General features: G+C 67.7%; 16 protein-coding genes. 11 read left to right on the top strand and 5 right to left on the bottom strand.

The features are described from left to right. The first annotated feature begins 70 nt into the window (after nt 1-70). The 6 genes from tgt to HUA75_RS07705 all read left to right on the top strand — a co-directional run bounded on the left by tgt (nt 71) and on the right by HUA75_RS07705 (nt 5,211). Nucleotides 71-1,240 (top strand): tRNA guanosine(34) transglycosylase Tgt, encoded by a 1,170-nt coding sequence (tgt, locus tag HUA75_RS07680; RefSeq protein ID WP_141643728.1) that lies wholly within the window; start codon nt 71-73, stop codon nt 1,238-1,240. Then, on the top strand, nt 1,237-2,082 hold the full coding sequence (locus HUA75_RS07685; RefSeq protein ID WP_174485973.1) for an MnmC family methyltransferase: 846 nt from the start codon (nt 1,237-1,239) through the stop codon (nt 2,080-2,082). The genes tgt and HUA75_RS07685 overlap by 4 nt, the downstream gene beginning before the upstream one ends. 168 nt (nt 2,083-2,250) lie before the next feature. Then, complete coding sequence (locus HUA75_RS07690; RefSeq protein WP_141643726.1) at nt 2,251-2,778, top strand: hypothetical protein; 528 nt, start codon at nt 2,251-2,253, stop codon at nt 2,776-2,778. Between the two features lie 163 nt (nt 2,779-2,941). Next, nucleotides 2,942-3,469, top strand: coding sequence for a hypothetical protein (locus tag HUA75_RS07695; RefSeq protein WP_174485974.1), 528 nt, complete (start codon nt 2,942-2,944; stop codon nt 3,467-3,469). Between the two features lie 218 nt (nt 3,470-3,687). Then, nucleotides 3,688-4,215 carry a hypothetical protein gene (locus HUA75_RS07700; protein WP_141643724.1) on the top strand — a complete coding sequence of 176 codons (528 nt, stop codon included), beginning with the start codon at nt 3,688-3,690 and terminating at the stop codon, nt 4,213-4,215. A 132-nt stretch (nt 4,216-4,347) separates the two neighbouring features. Continuing rightward, a complete protein-coding gene (locus tag HUA75_RS07705; RefSeq protein ID WP_141643723.1) occupies nt 4,348-5,211 on the top strand; it encodes an alpha/beta fold hydrolase in 864 nt (287 codons plus the stop codon). A gap of 39 nt (nt 5,212-5,250) precedes the next feature. On the opposite strand, the gene HUA75_RS07710 is transcribed toward HUA75_RS07705, so the two are convergent. Further along, nucleotides 5,251-6,102, bottom strand: a complete 852-nt coding sequence (locus HUA75_RS07710; protein WP_174485975.1) for a hypothetical protein — start codon at nt 6,100-6,102, stop codon at nt 5,251-5,253. 214 nt (nt 6,103-6,316) lie between these two features. On the opposite strand from HUA75_RS07710, the gene gspC reads away from it, so the two are divergent. Together gspC and HUA75_RS07720 are read left to right on the top strand one after the other, a co-directional pair. Continuing rightward, the gene (gene gspC, locus HUA75_RS07715) at nt 6,317-7,186 is read left to right on the top strand and encodes a type II secretion system protein GspC (protein WP_174485976.1); all 870 of its coding nucleotides are present in this window, start codon (nt 6,317-6,319) and stop codon (nt 7,184-7,186) included. Nucleotides 7,187-7,341: 155 nt separating this feature from the next. Beyond that, on the top strand, nt 7,342-8,247 hold the full coding sequence (locus tag HUA75_RS07720; protein ID WP_174463469.1) for an NADP-dependent oxidoreductase: 906 nt from the start codon (nt 7,342-7,344) through the stop codon (nt 8,245-8,247). A 58-nt stretch (nt 8,248-8,305) separates the two neighbouring features. Here HUA75_RS07720 and HUA75_RS07725 read toward each other — a convergent pair whose 3' ends face one another. Together HUA75_RS07725 and HUA75_RS07730 are read right to left on the bottom strand one after the other, a co-directional pair. Next, a complete protein-coding gene (locus HUA75_RS07725) occupies nt 8,306-9,910 on the bottom strand; it encodes an LVIVD repeat-containing protein (RefSeq protein WP_174485977.1) in 1,605 nt (534 codons plus the stop codon). Nucleotides 9,911-10,030: 120 nt separating this feature from the next. Further along, entirely contained in the window at nt 10,031-10,774 is a 744-nt protein-coding gene (locus tag HUA75_RS07730) for a serine protease (protein WP_254627453.1), read from the bottom strand. A 226-nt stretch (nt 10,775-11,000) separates the two neighbouring features. On the opposite strand from HUA75_RS07730, the gene HUA75_RS07735 reads away from it, so the two are divergent. Both HUA75_RS07735 and HUA75_RS07740 read left to right on the top strand, forming a co-directional pair. Then, the gene (locus tag HUA75_RS07735; RefSeq protein WP_174467105.1) at nt 11,001-11,261 is read left to right on the top strand and encodes a hypothetical protein; all 261 of its coding nucleotides are present in this window, start codon (nt 11,001-11,003) and stop codon (nt 11,259-11,261) included. A 244-nt stretch (nt 11,262-11,505) separates the two neighbouring features. Next, nucleotides 11,506-12,048: a hypothetical protein gene (locus HUA75_RS07740; protein WP_141643716.1), complete on the top strand. Its 543-nt coding sequence runs from the start codon at nt 11,506-11,508 to the stop codon at nt 12,046-12,048. A gap of 177 nt (nt 12,049-12,225) precedes the next feature. Here the strand turns inward: HUA75_RS07740 and HUA75_RS07745 are convergent, their stop codons facing one another. Both HUA75_RS07745 and HUA75_RS07750 read right to left on the bottom strand, forming a co-directional pair. Beyond that, nucleotides 12,226-12,750, bottom strand: coding sequence for a hypothetical protein (locus HUA75_RS07745; RefSeq protein WP_174485981.1), 525 nt, complete (start codon nt 12,748-12,750; stop codon nt 12,226-12,228). A 77-nt stretch (nt 12,751-12,827) separates the two neighbouring features. Further along, a complete protein-coding gene (locus tag HUA75_RS07750; RefSeq protein ID WP_174485982.1) occupies nt 12,828-13,565 on the bottom strand; it encodes a class I SAM-dependent methyltransferase in 738 nt (245 codons plus the stop codon). Between the two features lie 255 nt (nt 13,566-13,820). Here HUA75_RS07750 and HUA75_RS07755 point away from each other — a divergent pair, with 255 nt between their 5' ends. Beyond that, the gene (locus HUA75_RS07755; protein ID WP_141643713.1) at nt 13,821-14,702 is read left to right on the top strand and encodes a hypothetical protein; all 882 of its coding nucleotides are present in this window, start codon (nt 13,821-13,823) and stop codon (nt 14,700-14,702) included. Nucleotides 14,703-14,729: the final 27 nt, after the last annotated feature.

Here is a 14,729-nt window from a genome sequence, read left to right on the forward strand (position 1 = left end):
GCTGGCAGGCGGGGGGACGGGCGACAGGGGTGGACCATGGGGCGGGGATGACGGGTATAAGGCCCCGCCCATGGCCGTCCGCTTCGAACTCCTCACCACCGACCCCACCGGCGCCCGCGCCGGAGTGCTTCACACCCGGCGCGGCTCCTTCAGCACGCCCATGTTCATGCCGGTGGCGACCCATGCCGCCTTCCGGCATCTGGGCATGGAGGAGGTGAAGGAGACGGGGGCCAGCATCCTGCTGGCGAACACGTACCACCTGATGCTCCGGCCCGGCGCGGAGGTCTTCCAGCGCTTTGGCGGCATCCATTCCTTCATGCAGTGGGATGGGGGCGTGCTCACCGACTCGGGTGGCTTTCAAATCTTCTCCCTGCCGGAGGACCGGCTCATCACGGAGAAGGGCGCGCACTTCCGCAGCTTCTACGACAACAGCCGGCAACTGCTCAGCCCCGAGTCGAGCATCGCCATGCAGCAGTCCATCAACTCCGAAATCATGATGGTGCTGGACGTGTGCATCGACTCGCGCACGGACGAGGCGGGCACGCGCGAGGCGATGGAGCGCACGCACCGGTGGGCGGTGCGCAGCCTGGCGGCGAAGGCCAAGGTGGACACGGGCCAGGCGATGTTCGGCATCGTCCAGGGCGGCGTCTTCCCGAACCTGCGCGACGAGAGCGCGGAGTTCCTGACGAAGCTGCCCTTCGACGGCTTCGCCATTGGCGGGCTGGCGGTGGGGGAGACGAAGGCGGAGCGCGAGTCGATGACGTTGCGCACCACCGCGTCGCTGCCGGCGGACAAGCCTCGCTACCTGATGGGTGTGGGTACGCCGACGGACCTCATCGAGGCGGTGTTGCGCGGCGTGGACATGTTCGACTGCATCATCCCCACGAAGATGGCGCAGCAGGGCTACGCGTACACCTTCCAGGGGCTGGTGCGCATCACCCGCAACGTGTTCCGGCTGGCGGACGAGCCGCTCGACGCCGAGTGCGATTGCTACGTGTGCAAGCGCTACACGCGCGGGTATCTGCATCACCTGATGCGCGGCAAGCACCACCTGGGCTCGCGCTTCCTGTCGGTGCACAACGTGAGGCACTACCAGAAGCTGATGGCCCGCATCCGCGCGGGGATTCTCTCCGGCACCTACGAGCAGGTGGCGCGCGAGCTGAAGGTGGCCATCGCCACGCCCAAGGACCTGAAGGAAGTGGCGAGCGCGAACGAGGTGACGCTGAAGGAAGTCGGATGAGCGAGGAGGCCAACCCGCGCGACGGGGACTTCGAGCTCGTCACGCTGCGCAACGGCTCGCGCGCGGTGCGGCACCTGGGCCATGGCGAGGTGATGCACCCCTCGGTGGGCCCGTGGAAGGAGGCCCTGGGCCTCTACGTGGAGCAGCCACGGCTCGCGGAGCGGCTCTCCCAGGAGGGCCCGCCGCTCGTCATCCACGACGTGGGCCTGGGGGCCGCCACCAACGCGGTGGCCGCGCTGACGTGCGCGCGGGAGTTGGGGGCCGCTCGGCGGCGGACGCTGGAGGTCATCAGCTTCGAGGTGGACCTGGCGCCGCTGCGGCTGGCGCTGGCGGACGCCGCGGGCTTCCCGTTCCTCCAGCCGTTTCGTCAGGCGGCGGAGGCGCTGATGCGCGACGGCGTGTGGGAGGAGGACGGCCTGCGCTGGCGGCTGCACCTGGGAGACGCGGTGCCGTTCCTGGACGGAGCGCTGCCCGTGGCGGACCTGGTGTATTTCGATCCGTTCTCTCCCGCGTCGAACCCGGACATGTGGACCGAGGGCGTGCTCGCGCGGGTGCGCCGGCACTGCCGTGAGGATGGCGAGGGCGCGCTGCTGTTGACCTACAGCGCGGCGACGCCCACGCGGGTGACGCTGCTGTTGGCCGGCTTCTTCGTGGGGGCGGGTGCGTCCACGGGGACCAAGGGTGAGACGACGGTGGCCTCCACGCGGCGCGAAGCGCTGGCATCGCCGTTGGGTACGCGGTGGCTGGAGCGCTGGACGCGCTCGTCGTCCCGGGCGCCCCATGGCGCGACGTTGACGCCCGACGTCGAGGCCCGCGTGCTGGCCCATCCGCAGTGGCGTTGATTCAATCTCCGTGTGAGGGAATGGGCGCTCAATTCCTGCTCATGCAAGTTGATGCACGTGCGAGTGAGAGCGCGTCCCTTGGGACGAGGGTGCAATGGGAGCGGGTGAAGCGAACCGCTAAGAGGTGAGCGTCCGCGGGAGAGTCCAAGGCGGACGAGGAGCCTTCCCATGCGGCCTTTCTCGCAGTCTCGCCTCGCTCCGCTGTTCTCGTCCTTCGTCGCGACCCTGGCGCTGTTCGCGGCGCCCGCGAGCGCGGAGCCGGTGCTGCTGACCTGCCCCGGCATCGTCCAGGCCCAATACTCACCGGGCATGACGAACGCGCCCCGGATGATCACCTCGACGGCGAGCGGGACGTTCGGCCCGTGTGTCGGGGTTCCGTTGTCACTCCTCTCGACCTCATTCGTGGCGGGGGGCATGGGCACGTTGAGCTGCGTGGGGGGCTCGAACCAGCTTGGCGCGCAGCTCAACTGGAGCGACGGTTCGGTCAGCCACCTGGACACGAGCATCCTCATCACCGTCAGGCCCTTGGGCGAGGTGGTGGCGACCTATTCGGGGACGGTGGTGGGCGGACGGTTCCAGGGGGCCAGCGTGCTCATCACGTTCGTGCTCGCTCAGACCCAGGTGCTGGGATGTTTCACGGAGGAGGGCGTCACCGCCACGGTGGGACCGACGGTCCTGACCATCACCGGCTCGTGAGCGGGGGACGCATCGTGGGGGCCTCCAGCCGCTCCGGGAAGTCTGAATACATGGGGGAGTGAGAGCTTGTCCCTTGAGACGAGGGTGCAATGGGAGCGGGTGAAGCGAACCGCTAAGAGGTGAGCGTCCGCGGGAGAGTCCAACGCGGACGAGGAGCCTCGCCATGCGGCCTTTCTCGCATTCTCGCCTCGCCCCGCTTCTCTCCTCCTTCGTCGCGACCCTGGCCCTCTTCGCGGCGCCCGCGAGCGCGGAGCCGGTGCTGCTGACCTGCCCTGGCATCGTCCAGTCCCAATACTCACCGGGCATGACGAACGCCCCCCGGATGATCACCGCGACAGCGAGCGGGACGTTCGGCCCGTGTGTCGGGGTTCCGTTGTCACTCCTCTCGACCTCATTCGTGGCGGGGGGCATGGGCACGTTGAGCTGCGTGGGGGGATCGAGCCAGCTTGACGCGCAGCTCAACTGGAGCGACGGCTCGATCAGCAACGTGAGCGTGAGCATTCTCATCACCGTCAGGCCCTTGGGCGAGGTGGTGGCGACCTCTTCAGGGACGGTGGTGAGCGGACGGTTCCAGGGGGCCAATGTGCTCATCACGTTCGTGCTCGCTCAGACCCAAGTGCTGGGATGTTTCACGGAGGAGGGAGTCACCGCCACGGTGGGACCGACGGTCCTGACCATCACCGGCTCCTGAACGGGGGACGCGTCTTTGGGGCCCGCGTGCGGGCCCATCCGTGGTGTTGATTCAATCCACTGGCGATGGAGGGTGTACTCAATCCCTGTTCATGCAAGGGAATGCATGGGGGAGTGAGAGCGTGTCCCTTGGGACGAGGGTGCAATGGGAGCGGGTGAAGCGAACCGCTAAGAGGTGAGCGTCCGCGGGAGAGTCCAAGGCGGACGAGGAGCCTTCCCATGCCGCTTGTCTTGCGTTCTCGCCGCGCCCCGCTTTTCTCCGCCTTCATCGCGACCCTGGCCCTCTTCGCGGCGCCCGCGAGCGCGGAGCCGGTGCTGCTGACCTGCCCCGGCATCGTCCAGGCCCAATACTCACCGGGCATGACGAACGCGCCCCGGGTAATCACCGCGACAGGGGACGGGACGTTCGGTCCGTGTGTCGGGGTTCCGTTGTCACTCCTCTCGGCCTCATTCGTGGCGGAGGGCACCGGCATGTTGAGCTGCGTGAGCGGCACGAACCGGCTTGACTCGCAGCTCAACTGGAGTGACGGCTCGGTCAGCAACCTGGACACGAGCGTCGTCATCACCGTCAGGCCCTTGGGCGAGGTGGTGGCGACCTATTCGGGGACGGTGGTGGGCGGACGGTTCCAGGGGGCCAGCGTGCTCATCACGTTCGTGCTCACTCAGACCCAGGTGCTGGGATGTTTCACGGAGGAGGGCGTCACCGCCACGGTGGGACCGACGGTCCTGACCATCACCGGCTCCTGAACGGGGGACGCATCTTGGGGGGCTCCGGCCACTCCGGGGCGGCTGGCGGCCCCCGCTGTGAGTGCCTCGCACCCGGTCCACGTGTCCGGGGCGCGAGACAGCGGGCGCGGTTCGCGGTATCCGGACAGGGCCATGAGCAAGGCCCTTCAACTGGATGACTGGGGCGGCACCGGCCCCGTGCTGCACCTGGCGCACGCCAACGGCTTTCCGCCGGGCACCTACCGCAAGCTCATCGAGCGCCTGAAGACGCGCTACCACGTCGTCTCGGTGCGGAGCCGTTGCCTCGTGCCGGGCTCGGACCCGCTGTCCATGCGGACCTGGAACGACATGGCGGACGAGCTGGCGCAGGCCCTGCGCGCCGCCGGGCTGGAAGGCGTCGTCGGCGTGGGGCACAGCATGGGCGGCGTGGCGACGCTGCTCGCGTCCGTGAAGGACCCCGGCCTCTTCCGCGCCATCGTCACGCTGGACCCCGTGTTGTTCTCGGGGATGCGCAAGCTGGCGCTCGACGTGCTGACGCTGCTGGGCCAGCGCAGTCGTGTGCCTCCCGCGAGCTTCGCGTGGCGTCGGCGGGAGCACTGGAACTCTCGCGAGGAGGCCGCCGCGAGCTACCGCAAGAAGCCCCTGTTCCAGAGCTTCGACCCGGAGTGCTTCCAGGACTACCTCACGTACGGACTCACCGAGGCACCCGAAGGCGGGTTCCGGCTGACCATCCCCCGTGCCTGGGAGGCCCGCGTCTTCGAGACGACGCCCGTGGGCATGTGGCGGGCGCTGCGCTCCATCGCGGTGCCCACCCTCATCGTGCGGGGGCGTGACACCCGCACGCTCGCGGAGTCGGCCTTCGCGCGTGCCCGGCGAGTGGTGCCAGGGGCCCGGCTCGAGGAGTTTCCCGGCGGGCACCTCTTTCCGCTGGAGGACCCGGAGGGGTGTGCCCTCCGCATCCTCGCGTTCCTCGACTCGCTGGAAGCGCCCGCCACACAAGCCCGGCAGGCGCGCTGAACACCGCGAGTGCCCTGGCCGGTGGGGCCAGGGGCGTGCTCACCTCGCCGTGTCGTCGACCACCGAGGGAGCCGCCGTGGGCTCCGGCGTTGGCACCGCATCCGGCGCCGAGGGAGGCAACGCGGCCTCCCGCTGAAGGAGCGCCTCGAAGGCATCCACCATGGGGCTGGACGTGGTGCCGTCCACGACGCGCTTCCACTTCCCACCCGGGGCGCGGTGGGAATACCCACCCCAGAGGAGCTTGCCCCGCAGGCCCAGGAAGACCTCCTCGTTGGCGAAGCTCTTGTCCGCTTCCGCCTCCATCATCTCGAGCATCCGGATGCGGTCTCCATCGCTCACCTTCTTCAGGCGAGGGGTCTGCGCGGAGACGACGCGGATGACGTGCTCCTTCACGGAGGCGGAGCTGGCGGAGACCGTCACCGACTGGTGGCCCTGCTCCTCGAACGCGGACTGAATCGTGGTCTCCACGGCCAGGTCCTCGGCCTGGGCCTCGAAGCGCTGGTCGAAGCCCTGCCTGCCCGCCCGCTGCTCCTGTTGCTGGGAAGAACCGCTCGAGTCACCGGTGCCGAGAGAGACCACCGCGTTGACGAGGGGAAAGCCCACACAGCAGAACGCCAGCGCGGCCACCGGGAACAGGCCGCCCATCCGGTGCAGCAGCGGCGCCACCGGCACGGGGCCGACCTGTTGCTCCGGCACCTCCGTGTGCAGGTTGCAGCGCCCGCAGATTCGCACGTACTTCGTTCCCAGCGAGAAGAGGGGGAACCAGAAGACGTGAATCACCCGGTAGTGACGCTGCAGCCGCTGGGACGTCTCCTGCTGACAGTCCGGGCAGGGCGCGCGCTGCTCGCCGAGGTCCTGCTGTTTCGGCGAACTTCCAGAGATGATGAACATGCTCGGCTCCGCGAAGAAGAGGGGCGGCTGCTTACATCAGTGCCGACAGCAGCGTCCACCGTGACAGCCTGTCTCGGACACACCTCTGACCCGTGACAATCCAGGCATCCCCGCGAGGCCTCTGCGTGTGTGCCTTTCGCCCGGAGCGCGGTGTCCCCGAATGAGGCCCGGTGTATGCCATTCCCTGGCCCCGTGCTTGCTCTGGCCTGGCGCCATGAGACCTCTGCTCCAGAAGTACTTCTGGCTGGTGATCTGTTGCTTTCTCCTCGTCGCCGCGTTGATCGCCGCGCGCACCGTCCACCTCGTCACGGAGTTCCAGCTCGCGGTTCCCGTCCCGGGGTTGGACTCGATGCCCGCGAAACCCATCCGGTTCGCCAGCACGGAGGCGCGGCTCTCGCTTCGCACCGAGTCGCTGGCTCGTGTGCTCGGCATCAAGGAGAATCCCTCGGCTGGGCCTCTTGCCCACAGCGGGCCCCGGAGGAGCGCGCGGCGCGCGAAGCTCGTGGGGACGCTGACGTCGCGCGAGCCCTTCTGGTCGCTCGCGTCCGTGGAGGACCTCGACAGCCGGCGCGTGCGCAGCCTCCGCGTGGGAGACGTGCTCCAGGACGCGGAGGTGGTCGTCATCGAACGGGAGCGCATCATCGTCACCCGGGAAGGACAGCAGGAGGTCATCGACGGCGAGGGGCCCGTGGGTCCACCGTCGACCGGGGCTCCGGTGGCCGCGGGCAGCGAGCGTGGGAGCGACATCCGACGCGTGGGCGAGCACACCTACGAGGTGCCTGACAGGTACCTGGACCTCGACCAGTGGACCCAGGGCGCCGCGCTCACGCAGGCGCGCATCGTTCCGTCTTTCAAGGAGGGGAAGCCCCAGGGCTTCAAGCTCCTCGCCGTCCGGCAGGGCTCCGTGTACGAGAAGCTGGGCCTCCAGAATGGCGATGTCATCCAGCGCATCAACGGCGTCGCGCTCGATTCCACGGAGAAGGCGCTGGAGCAGTACATGCTGCTCAAGAAGTTCCGGCACCTGGAACTCGACATCGACCGTGGTGGCCTTCCGCTGCGCAAGGTCTACGACGTGCGACCGTGACACCTGGGGCCCGGTGAACTCGCCACCACGCGCCCGTCACAGGAAGGGGAGCCAGGGAAGCAGGCGCCCGCGAACGATGGCGCTCCCTCCGTCGGTACTTATCGTTGGTCCGTCGTTGGAGCGCGCTTCGTGCCACTTCATTCCGGGAGACACCCATGAAAGCCGTCGTGCTGAAGGCCTATGGAGACGTGGACAACCTCGTCGTGTCGGAGATGCCCGAGCCGAAGGTGGGGCCGGGAGACGTGAAGGTCCGCGTCACCGCCGCGAGCATCAACCCGGTGGATTGGAAGATTCGCCGAGGCGACATGAGGGAGTACATGCCGCTGACGCTTCCCACCATCCTGGGGCGGGATGTGTCCGGTGAGGTCATCGAGGTGGGGCAAGGCGTGGAGGGCTTCAAGCGCGGCGACCGGGTGATGGGCCTGGTGTCCGCGGGCTATGCGCAGACGGTGGTCGCTCCGTCCGACGTATGGGCCAAGGTGCCTGACTCGCTGGAGCTGAAGGACGCGGCCGCGCTGCCGCTGGTGACGCTGACGGGCGTGCAGTTGATTGAAGAGCAGATGAAGCCTGTCCAGGGAGACACGGTGCTCATCACCGGTGCGCTGGGCGCGGTGGGTCGCGCGGCCCTGTTCGCGGCGAAGGCGCGTGGGGTGAAGGTCTGGGCCGGCGTGCGGGCCCGACAGGTCGACGAGGCGCGGAAGCTCGGCGCGGACGGAGTCGTCGCGCTGGATGATCCGAAGGACGTCGCGAAGCTGCCCACGCTGGACGCCGTGGCGGACACGGTAGGGGGCGAGGCCGTGGCGGCGGTGCTGGACAAGGTGAAGCGTGGCGGACTCGTGGGCAGTGTGGTGGGTGAGCCGAAGGGGGCCAAGGACAAGGGCCTCCAGGTGGTCACCTTCTTCTCGCACCCGGACGGACGCCGGCTCGCGCAGCTTGGCGAGAGCGTGGCCAAGGGAGAGCTGCGCATCCCCATTGGCAAGACATTCCCCATGGACGCCGCGAAGGATGCCCAGAAGCACGCGGAGAAGGGTGGCGCGGGCAAGGTGCTGCTCGTCAACTGAGCCCCAGGAGCGTCAGCCCGGACGTCGCACATGTCCGGGCGTGACGCTCCCTCGGCCCTCACAGCTCGTTGAAGATGAGCAGTCCTCGCGACGAGTCGACGACATACACGTAGCCGTCACCGGGGATGCGAACGCCGAAGGCGCCCTCGAAGATGCTGTCGCCCCGGAGGGGGTCGCTCTCGCGGAAGGTGTGGTGGTGCGCCACCTGTCGGGGCCTGGTGGGATTGGACACGTCCAGCACGCGCAGCCCTTCGTGGTACCACGCCACATAGAGCAGGTTGCCGCGCAGGATGAGGTTGTGCATGGACGTGACATCGCGCATGCGGAACTCGCCAATCTTCACGATGCGGGAGGGCTCGGTGACGTCCAGCACCCGCACGTGGGAGGCGTTGAATTCGCCCCCTTCGAAGGCGATGGTCTTTCCGGCGAAGGTGCCCACCGCGCTGTGGTGCGCGTAGTCGTAGCCAAAGCGCTCGTAGCGGCCCAGGCGGCTCACGTTGTCCAGGTTCGTGACATCCATCACCGAGTAGCCGCCGAAGGAATTGCTGATGTACAGGCGGTTCTCATAGGCGAAGGCGTCGTGAGGCCCTCCCAGCTCGGCGTCCTCCGGCAGGGAGATGATGGTGCGCAGGATGGGATTGAGCGGCTCGGTCAGGTCGTAGACATGGGTGCCGGTATTGGGGACCATGGCGTAGAGCCGGTCATTGTCGACGAGCACCGTGTGCGCGCCGAAGTCTCCCGTCGGCAGGCTCTTCACGAAGGTGGGAAGGGCGGGGTTGGAGATGTCGTAGATGAGCGGCCCCACGTCGTTGCTGGCCACGTAGAGGGCGTCGCCCCTGGCCCAGACGCCGTTCCAGGAGTTGTCCTCGGGCAGGCTGATGGACGTCGTGAGGACAGGCCGGGTCGGGTCCCTCACGTCGATGACGGTGAGGCCGCCGGCCTGTCCGCGGTTTGGTATGGAGACGACGTAGGCGTGGCCCTTGGCGACGTAGATATCCGCGGGCATTCCCACCGGGACGTGGCGCTCGGCGACCAGCTCGAGGTTGCCCGAGGACTCCGGCTCTCCGGTCGACAGCGCGACGCGGTTCGCCTCGAAGGTGCCCTTGAGGGTGAGTCGTCCCCGGCGGCAGTAGGTGAAGCAGCCGGTGATGATGTTGGGCGCGGGCGTCTTGCATCCCACCATGGCGACGGTGAGGTCATTGCGAGTCAGGCCGCCGATGATGGAGAAGCGTCCATCCCCCGTGTCCTTGATGCGGAGAGGCTCGTCGTACATCGTGCCGCCGTCTTCCCGGAGCAGGAAGCCGATGGGGACGCTGCTGATGCGCACGCCGCCATCCTCGTAGTGCCGTTCGCCACGCCCGTCGGAAAGGTAGATGCCCTCCTTGGAAATGGCGGAGAGGGCCTGTGCATCGCATTGCGACAGGTCGAAGTGCGACAGGTCATCACAGGCGCCTTCCTGCGCGTAGACGGCGCTGGAGGAGCACGGCGAGAGGGGTCCCCGGTCCACCCAGTCTCCGCGCTCCTCGAGCTCGGTGTAGGTGCCATCCCAGACATAGGGGCCCGCGTCAGGGGGAGACGGGGAGGGGGAGTCCTCGCAGCCGGAGAGGCACTGGAGGAGCAGGATGGCCAACGGCGCCCGGAGCAAGCGGAGGGGGACTGTCATGGGGACCTTTCCAGGTGAGCACCCCGCGAAATTCGCGGGGTCTCCCTTCAGACCATTCCGGGTCCGCGAATCCCTCACCCCCCGCCGGAATACTTGCGCCGTGAGGGGTACCCGCCGCGCTCAGCGGTCGGCGATGTCGGCGGCTTGCAGATGCGGGGACGCTTCGACAATCACTTCCGCCGTCCAGCCCCTGTTGGTGCTGCTGTCTTTCGCGTCGCAGTCGCCGTCGGTGTGGATGCCCAGCACGTGGCCTTGACGGTTGAGCACGCCCGCTCCCGAGCTGCCGACCAGGGTGTCCAGGTCCGAGTAGTAGACAAGCTGGTTGCACGAGTCCACGTACCTGCCCTCGGCGATGACCTTCCGGCGGCCCCGGGGGTGCTGAATGATGGCCAGCCGCTCGCTGGCCCGCGTCGTCAGCTTCAGCGGGGCGACCTGGGGAAGCACATCGAGTTGGATGAGCGCGTAGTCGGGTTCGAGCGCCTGCTCGATGACGGTGCCATCGGTCATCAGCGGGTCGCCGTCGGGCTCGTCCTCGAAGTTGAAGACGACAAACGAACGGTCCCCGAGTCCGACGCAGTGCCCCGCGGTGAGGACCACGGGCCCCGCGAGCGCTTCAATCAACGTTCCGGTACAGCCTCCGTTGATCATGACGACAGCGTCCTCCGCGTCCTGGAGGTCGGCGAACTCGCCCCGGTAGCTGTTGATGGGGGTGAAGTCGAGGCTCGGACCGCACTGCGCGAAGCTGCTCACCTTCGCCGGCGTGGGCCGCTCGCAGACCGCGGGCACCACGGGCGCGGGAGTTCCTCCGCAGGCGGACAGGCCCAGGACCACGCTGCCCGAGAGGCGTGCGCACCACCGCGTCATGAATGGACCCCAGGGCTCACGCATCATCGCCCGGCAACCGCCGCCCTCTGGAACATTGCGTTCTTCCCTCGCGTCTTGATTCGGGTGGACTCTAGGCTTCTTGGAAAGCCATGGAAACATCCGCACGACGTGGCCCCACGGACCCAGGGGCAATCTCCAGCCGGGAGCGGTAATGCGACGTGTCACCCATGTGAGAGAGGCCTGCGCCAGGGCTCTGTCGCGAAACTTGAATGGAGCCCTTGTCGTCGGATGTCTCACCGCGGTGCTGATGGCCTTGCCCGCTCACGCGGATGATGGCGACCTGGATATGTATTCGTATCCGGTGCTCCTGCTCCTCATGCTGGAGGTCTTCTGGCCGGTGTTGTTGGCGGCGGTGGTCGCCGTCGTGGCGCTCTGTCTCCTGTGGCGAGCGTTTCGTCGCCGCGCGAACCGGCGTGCTCCGGTGCGTGGGCGAGGTGTCCGTCGCGACGTCCGCCCGTCGAAGTGACAGGGGCTTGAGCAGTCGGCTGCACACCAGGGCGCCCGTTGTGCAGTGGATTGCGCACACGGCGCGCGCGGGGGCGCCCGCGCTCTCCTGGGATCGCCGTGAAACAGCCGGAGAGGTCCCCGCCTTGCAGCCCGCGGCGGCCATGAATGTGCTGACGGCTCGACTCGCGTGGACGTGTTCCCTGTGGCTCTCCTGCTGGGTGCTTCTTCCCGGCGTCTGCCTCGCGCAGACAGGGGAGGGCGCCGTGGACGAACCGCTTCCGGGAATGCAGCCACGCAAGGCCCTCCGCTTGCTCGATGAGCCACCGGTACGAGAGCCCGCGCACCCCGTGGTGCGCCTCCCGTTGGAGGTCGTGGCCATGTCGCTGACCTCCGCGTCCCTGGCATTCACGGGCGCGTATGTCGGGGCCTTGTTTCGCGAGGCGACAGGCGGTCCAACGACGGGGTCGACGGAAGTGATTTACGGCGCCCTCGTAGGCGCCTCGCTGGGGGCCCCGCTGGGCGTCTGGTGGGGAGCGCGCATCGCGGGCGGCAGGGGGACCTTGGAGGAGACCTACCTGGGGACGGGCGTGGCGGCGGCAGCGGGCGTGGTGGCCTCGCTGTTCCTCAAGTACGACGAGGCCCGGGCCGGGGTCATCACCGCCTTCTGTCTGGTGGGCGCCGTCGTGAGCTACGAGGTGTCACACGCCTCGAACGCTCCTGCCCCGCCCGAGCCCGCCGTCAGCCTGGCACCGTCCCTGACGCTGACGCGCGACCACAAGTTCCTGGGGCTGTCCGGCCGCTTCTGAGCGGATGACGGGCAGGGGCTCCGCTCAATAGAGGTTCTTCTTGGAGGCGAGCGCGCCCGGCCGTCCTCGTCGATGTATCCCATGACGACGAGCAGGGATGTAGGGGGCCGCCTTCCAAGTTGACGACCGCGCGAGGAGTCCCGTCCTGTCCGGGCGGGGCTCCTCGACGCACCCCCGTCAGTGGCTGACTTCGTTCAGCCGGATGCCGTGCTTCTTCGCATAGTCCTTCTGCGCCTGGTCGAGCTCATCCATCAGCGTGGAGATCTCCAGGGCCCGGCGGTCCAGCTCCGCGCCCAGCGGTTCAAGCTGCGCGTCGGTGAAGCCATCCGGCAGGGCGGCGATCTGCTGCATCGTCGCGAAGAACGCGATGTGGCTATTCAGATAGGCAATCAACCGGGCGTGCAGTTCGGTGGCATCCTCGGGGATGGGATACTTCTGCGTGGCCGCCAGGTGGCTCGACACCAACTGGTGGAGCTTGCCCAGCTCTGTCTTGTATCGGCCCAGGTTCTTGCGGCCCTGGATGTCCTTGGAGAACCCCTCGGCGCGCTTGCCGTTCAGCCAGGGCTCCGACGTCGACGTCATGGTGTTCCACATGGAGACGCTCGCATCCATGTACTCCTCGGCGTTCAGCTTGTCGCGCCCTCCAGAGGTACATGCGCCGACGAACAGGGTGAGCAGGGCTGTGAGGCAGAGGCGATTCATGAAGCTCCAGGAGCGGGACGAGGGGGCCGCCACCATCACACCGTGGACACCACTCAGTCGAGGTGTCTTCACGCGGCTCACCGCTCGCAGCGCAGCGCCACCGCGTGCGGGTTATCCAGGTAGTCCTGCCAGAATTCCCGGCCATACCGGGCGATTCCCTCGGGGGAACACTCGGGACGCATCCAGGTGAGGGTGTGAAAGCCCGCATCTCGAAGCGCCTGCTCGTACGTGGCCCGGCTCCAGTAGGAGAAGTGGATGGTGAAGGGCGTCTTCGTGTGCAGCTCCGCGGAGAGCATCTGTCCCTCTCGAGGGGACCCCGGGAAATCCAACATCGTGATGCCATACCGCGTGCTGTTGGGACCCTTGGCGCTGAACTCGGGGTTGAACGAGTACGTGACGAAGCTGCCCCCGGGTTTCAGGTGGGCATGGATGTTCCGGCACATCCGCAGCATGTGCTCGGGCGAGTGCGCGTAGTGCAGCAGGTAGATGGCCGTCACGACATCGAACGTGCCCAGGGGCGCCAGGTCGGCGACGTCCGACACGTGGTACTCGATGCCCACGGGGTGTTGGGCTTCCTGTCGCCTCGCGACGCGAATCATCTCCTCGGAGATGTCGACGCCGACCGCCCGGCGGGCGCCTCGCGCCTTGAGCTGCCGCGTGTACAGGCCGTCGCCACAGGCCAGGTCCAGGACGGTCCGTTCGGCCACCGAGCCGAGCGCTTTGAAGAAGGAGTACCCCTCGATGTACTCCGAGCGCACCGGCAGCACATCCCAGTCCGCGACCTTCTCTCCAATCTCGTCATATTGCGCCGACATGGCCCACGACCTTTCCAGGTGACGTCCGAGCGGCCCTGGCACCCGAGGTACTGAAGGTGAGCCGGGGCGGTTCGGGCATCGTGTCACCGCACCCCGCACGGCGTCGACGCGGAAAAATCGCGCACGAATGGGTGAGGGGAAATCTCCGCGACCTTCGTTGAGGAGCCAAGGCCGGAGAACGCACGGCGGACCGCGTGCGCTTCTCCCGTCGTGACAGGCCAACCATCGATACCCCACACGGGGGGGAGCAGGACCATGAAGCTCAGGAAGCAAACCAGGCAGTGGACGGGCGCGACCCTCGCGGGGGCGCTGCTCCTGCCCGCGGCGGTGCTGGCGAACGAGACCCATGTCTACGGCATCGCGAACTTCAACGGCGCGGCGAGCGGGCAGTGCGACGCCGACTCGCACTCCGTCCACACCAAGACGGCGGGGGAGTTCGCCGGCTACTTCAACTCCCTGGTGAACGCCGGGCAGTGGACGGACGTCCGCACGCTCAACAACACCAGCGCGCGCACGGACCTCTGGACGGATGCGTCGAAGGGGAGCGCGGCGAACGCGAAGGACACCCAGGCCAACGCGGGCGTGGACGACGCGGATATCCTCTTCGTCCACACGCACGGCGGCCACAGCGAGGCGAACCTCCGCAGTTGGCTGGTGATGGGGAGCAACCTGGACGCGTGCTCGGCCGTCACGGATACCCACATGAGCCTGGGCAACGGGAAGCTGAACATCGCCGTCGTCAAGGCCTGCCAGTCCGGTGACTACCAGGTCTGGAAGCAGGGGGGATACCGCACCGCGCTCGTGACGAACACCAGCGGGTTCACCATGTGGAACGCGTTTCACGGCGACTCGTCGTGCGGCAACCACGTGAAGCGCTACGTGAAGCGCTACGTGGCCGACTCGAAGACGTCTGGCGTGGGCGAGAACTGGATTGACGAGGCGTACGACAGGGACTGGGGCAAGAACAACGACGACTGCCCGGTGTCCATCGTCTTCGGCGACACGAAGGCGAAGCGGGTCGCGATGTTCGAGTCCGGTGGATGGAAGGACCGTCACAACACCGGCGGCAAGGTCGCCTCCTCCATCTTCTACGTGGGCGGTTGTGACCCCTCCAGCGGCCAGAAGCTTCCGGAATGAACGCCGCCTCCTTCGACCCTGTTCAGA

Origin of the sequence: Myxococcus sp. CA040A (assembly GCF_013336725.1) — a bacterium.
GTDB lineage: Bacteria > Myxococcota > Myxococcia > Myxococcales > Myxococcaceae > Myxococcus > Myxococcus llanfairpwllgwyngyllgogerychwyrndrobwllllantysiliogogogochensis.

Excerpts from the sequence above, each read along its gene's own strand:
- HUA75_RS07755 (WP_141643713.1), top strand. The coding sequence starts at position 13,821 with ATGAAGCTCAGGAAGCAAACCAGGCAGTGGACGGGCGCGACCCTCGCG.
- HUA75_RS07685 (WP_174485973.1), top strand. The coding sequence starts at position 1,237 with ATGAGCGAGGAGGCCAACCCGCGCGACGGGGACTTCGAGCTCGTCACG.
- HUA75_RS07705 (WP_141643723.1), top strand. The coding sequence starts at position 4,348 with ATGAGCAAGGCCCTTCAACTGGATGACTGGGGCGGCACCGGCCCCGTG.
- HUA75_RS07725 (WP_174485977.1), bottom strand. The coding sequence starts at position 9,910 with ATGACAGTCCCCCTCCGCTTGCTCCGGGCGCCGTTGGCCATCCTGCTC.
- gspC (WP_174485976.1), top strand. The coding sequence starts at position 6,317 with ATGAGACCTCTGCTCCAGAAGTACTTCTGGCTGGTGATCTGTTGCTTT.
- HUA75_RS07695 (WP_174485974.1), top strand. The coding sequence starts at position 2,942 with ATGCGGCCTTTCTCGCATTCTCGCCTCGCCCCGCTTCTCTCCTCCTTC.
- HUA75_RS07700 (WP_141643724.1), top strand. The coding sequence starts at position 3,688 with ATGCCGCTTGTCTTGCGTTCTCGCCGCGCCCCGCTTTTCTCCGCCTTC.
- tgt (WP_141643728.1), top strand. The coding sequence starts at position 71 with ATGGCCGTCCGCTTCGAACTCCTCACCACCGACCCCACCGGCGCCCGC.
- HUA75_RS07710 (WP_174485975.1), bottom strand. The coding sequence starts at position 6,102 with ATGTTCATCATCTCTGGAAGTTCGCCGAAACAGCAGGACCTCGGCGAG.
- HUA75_RS07690 (WP_141643726.1), top strand. The coding sequence starts at position 2,251 with ATGCGGCCTTTCTCGCAGTCTCGCCTCGCTCCGCTGTTCTCGTCCTTC.
- HUA75_RS07745 (WP_174485981.1), bottom strand. The coding sequence starts at position 12,750 with ATGAATCGCCTCTGCCTCACAGCCCTGCTCACCCTGTTCGTCGGCGCA.
- HUA75_RS07730 (WP_254627453.1), bottom strand. The coding sequence starts at position 10,774 with ATGACGCGGTGGTGCGCACGCCTCTCGGGCAGCGTGGTCCTGGGCCTG.
- HUA75_RS07720 (WP_174463469.1), top strand. The coding sequence starts at position 7,342 with ATGAAAGCCGTCGTGCTGAAGGCCTATGGAGACGTGGACAACCTCGTC.
- HUA75_RS07750 (WP_174485982.1), bottom strand. The coding sequence starts at position 13,565 with ATGTCGGCGCAATATGACGAGATTGGAGAGAAGGTCGCGGACTGGGAT.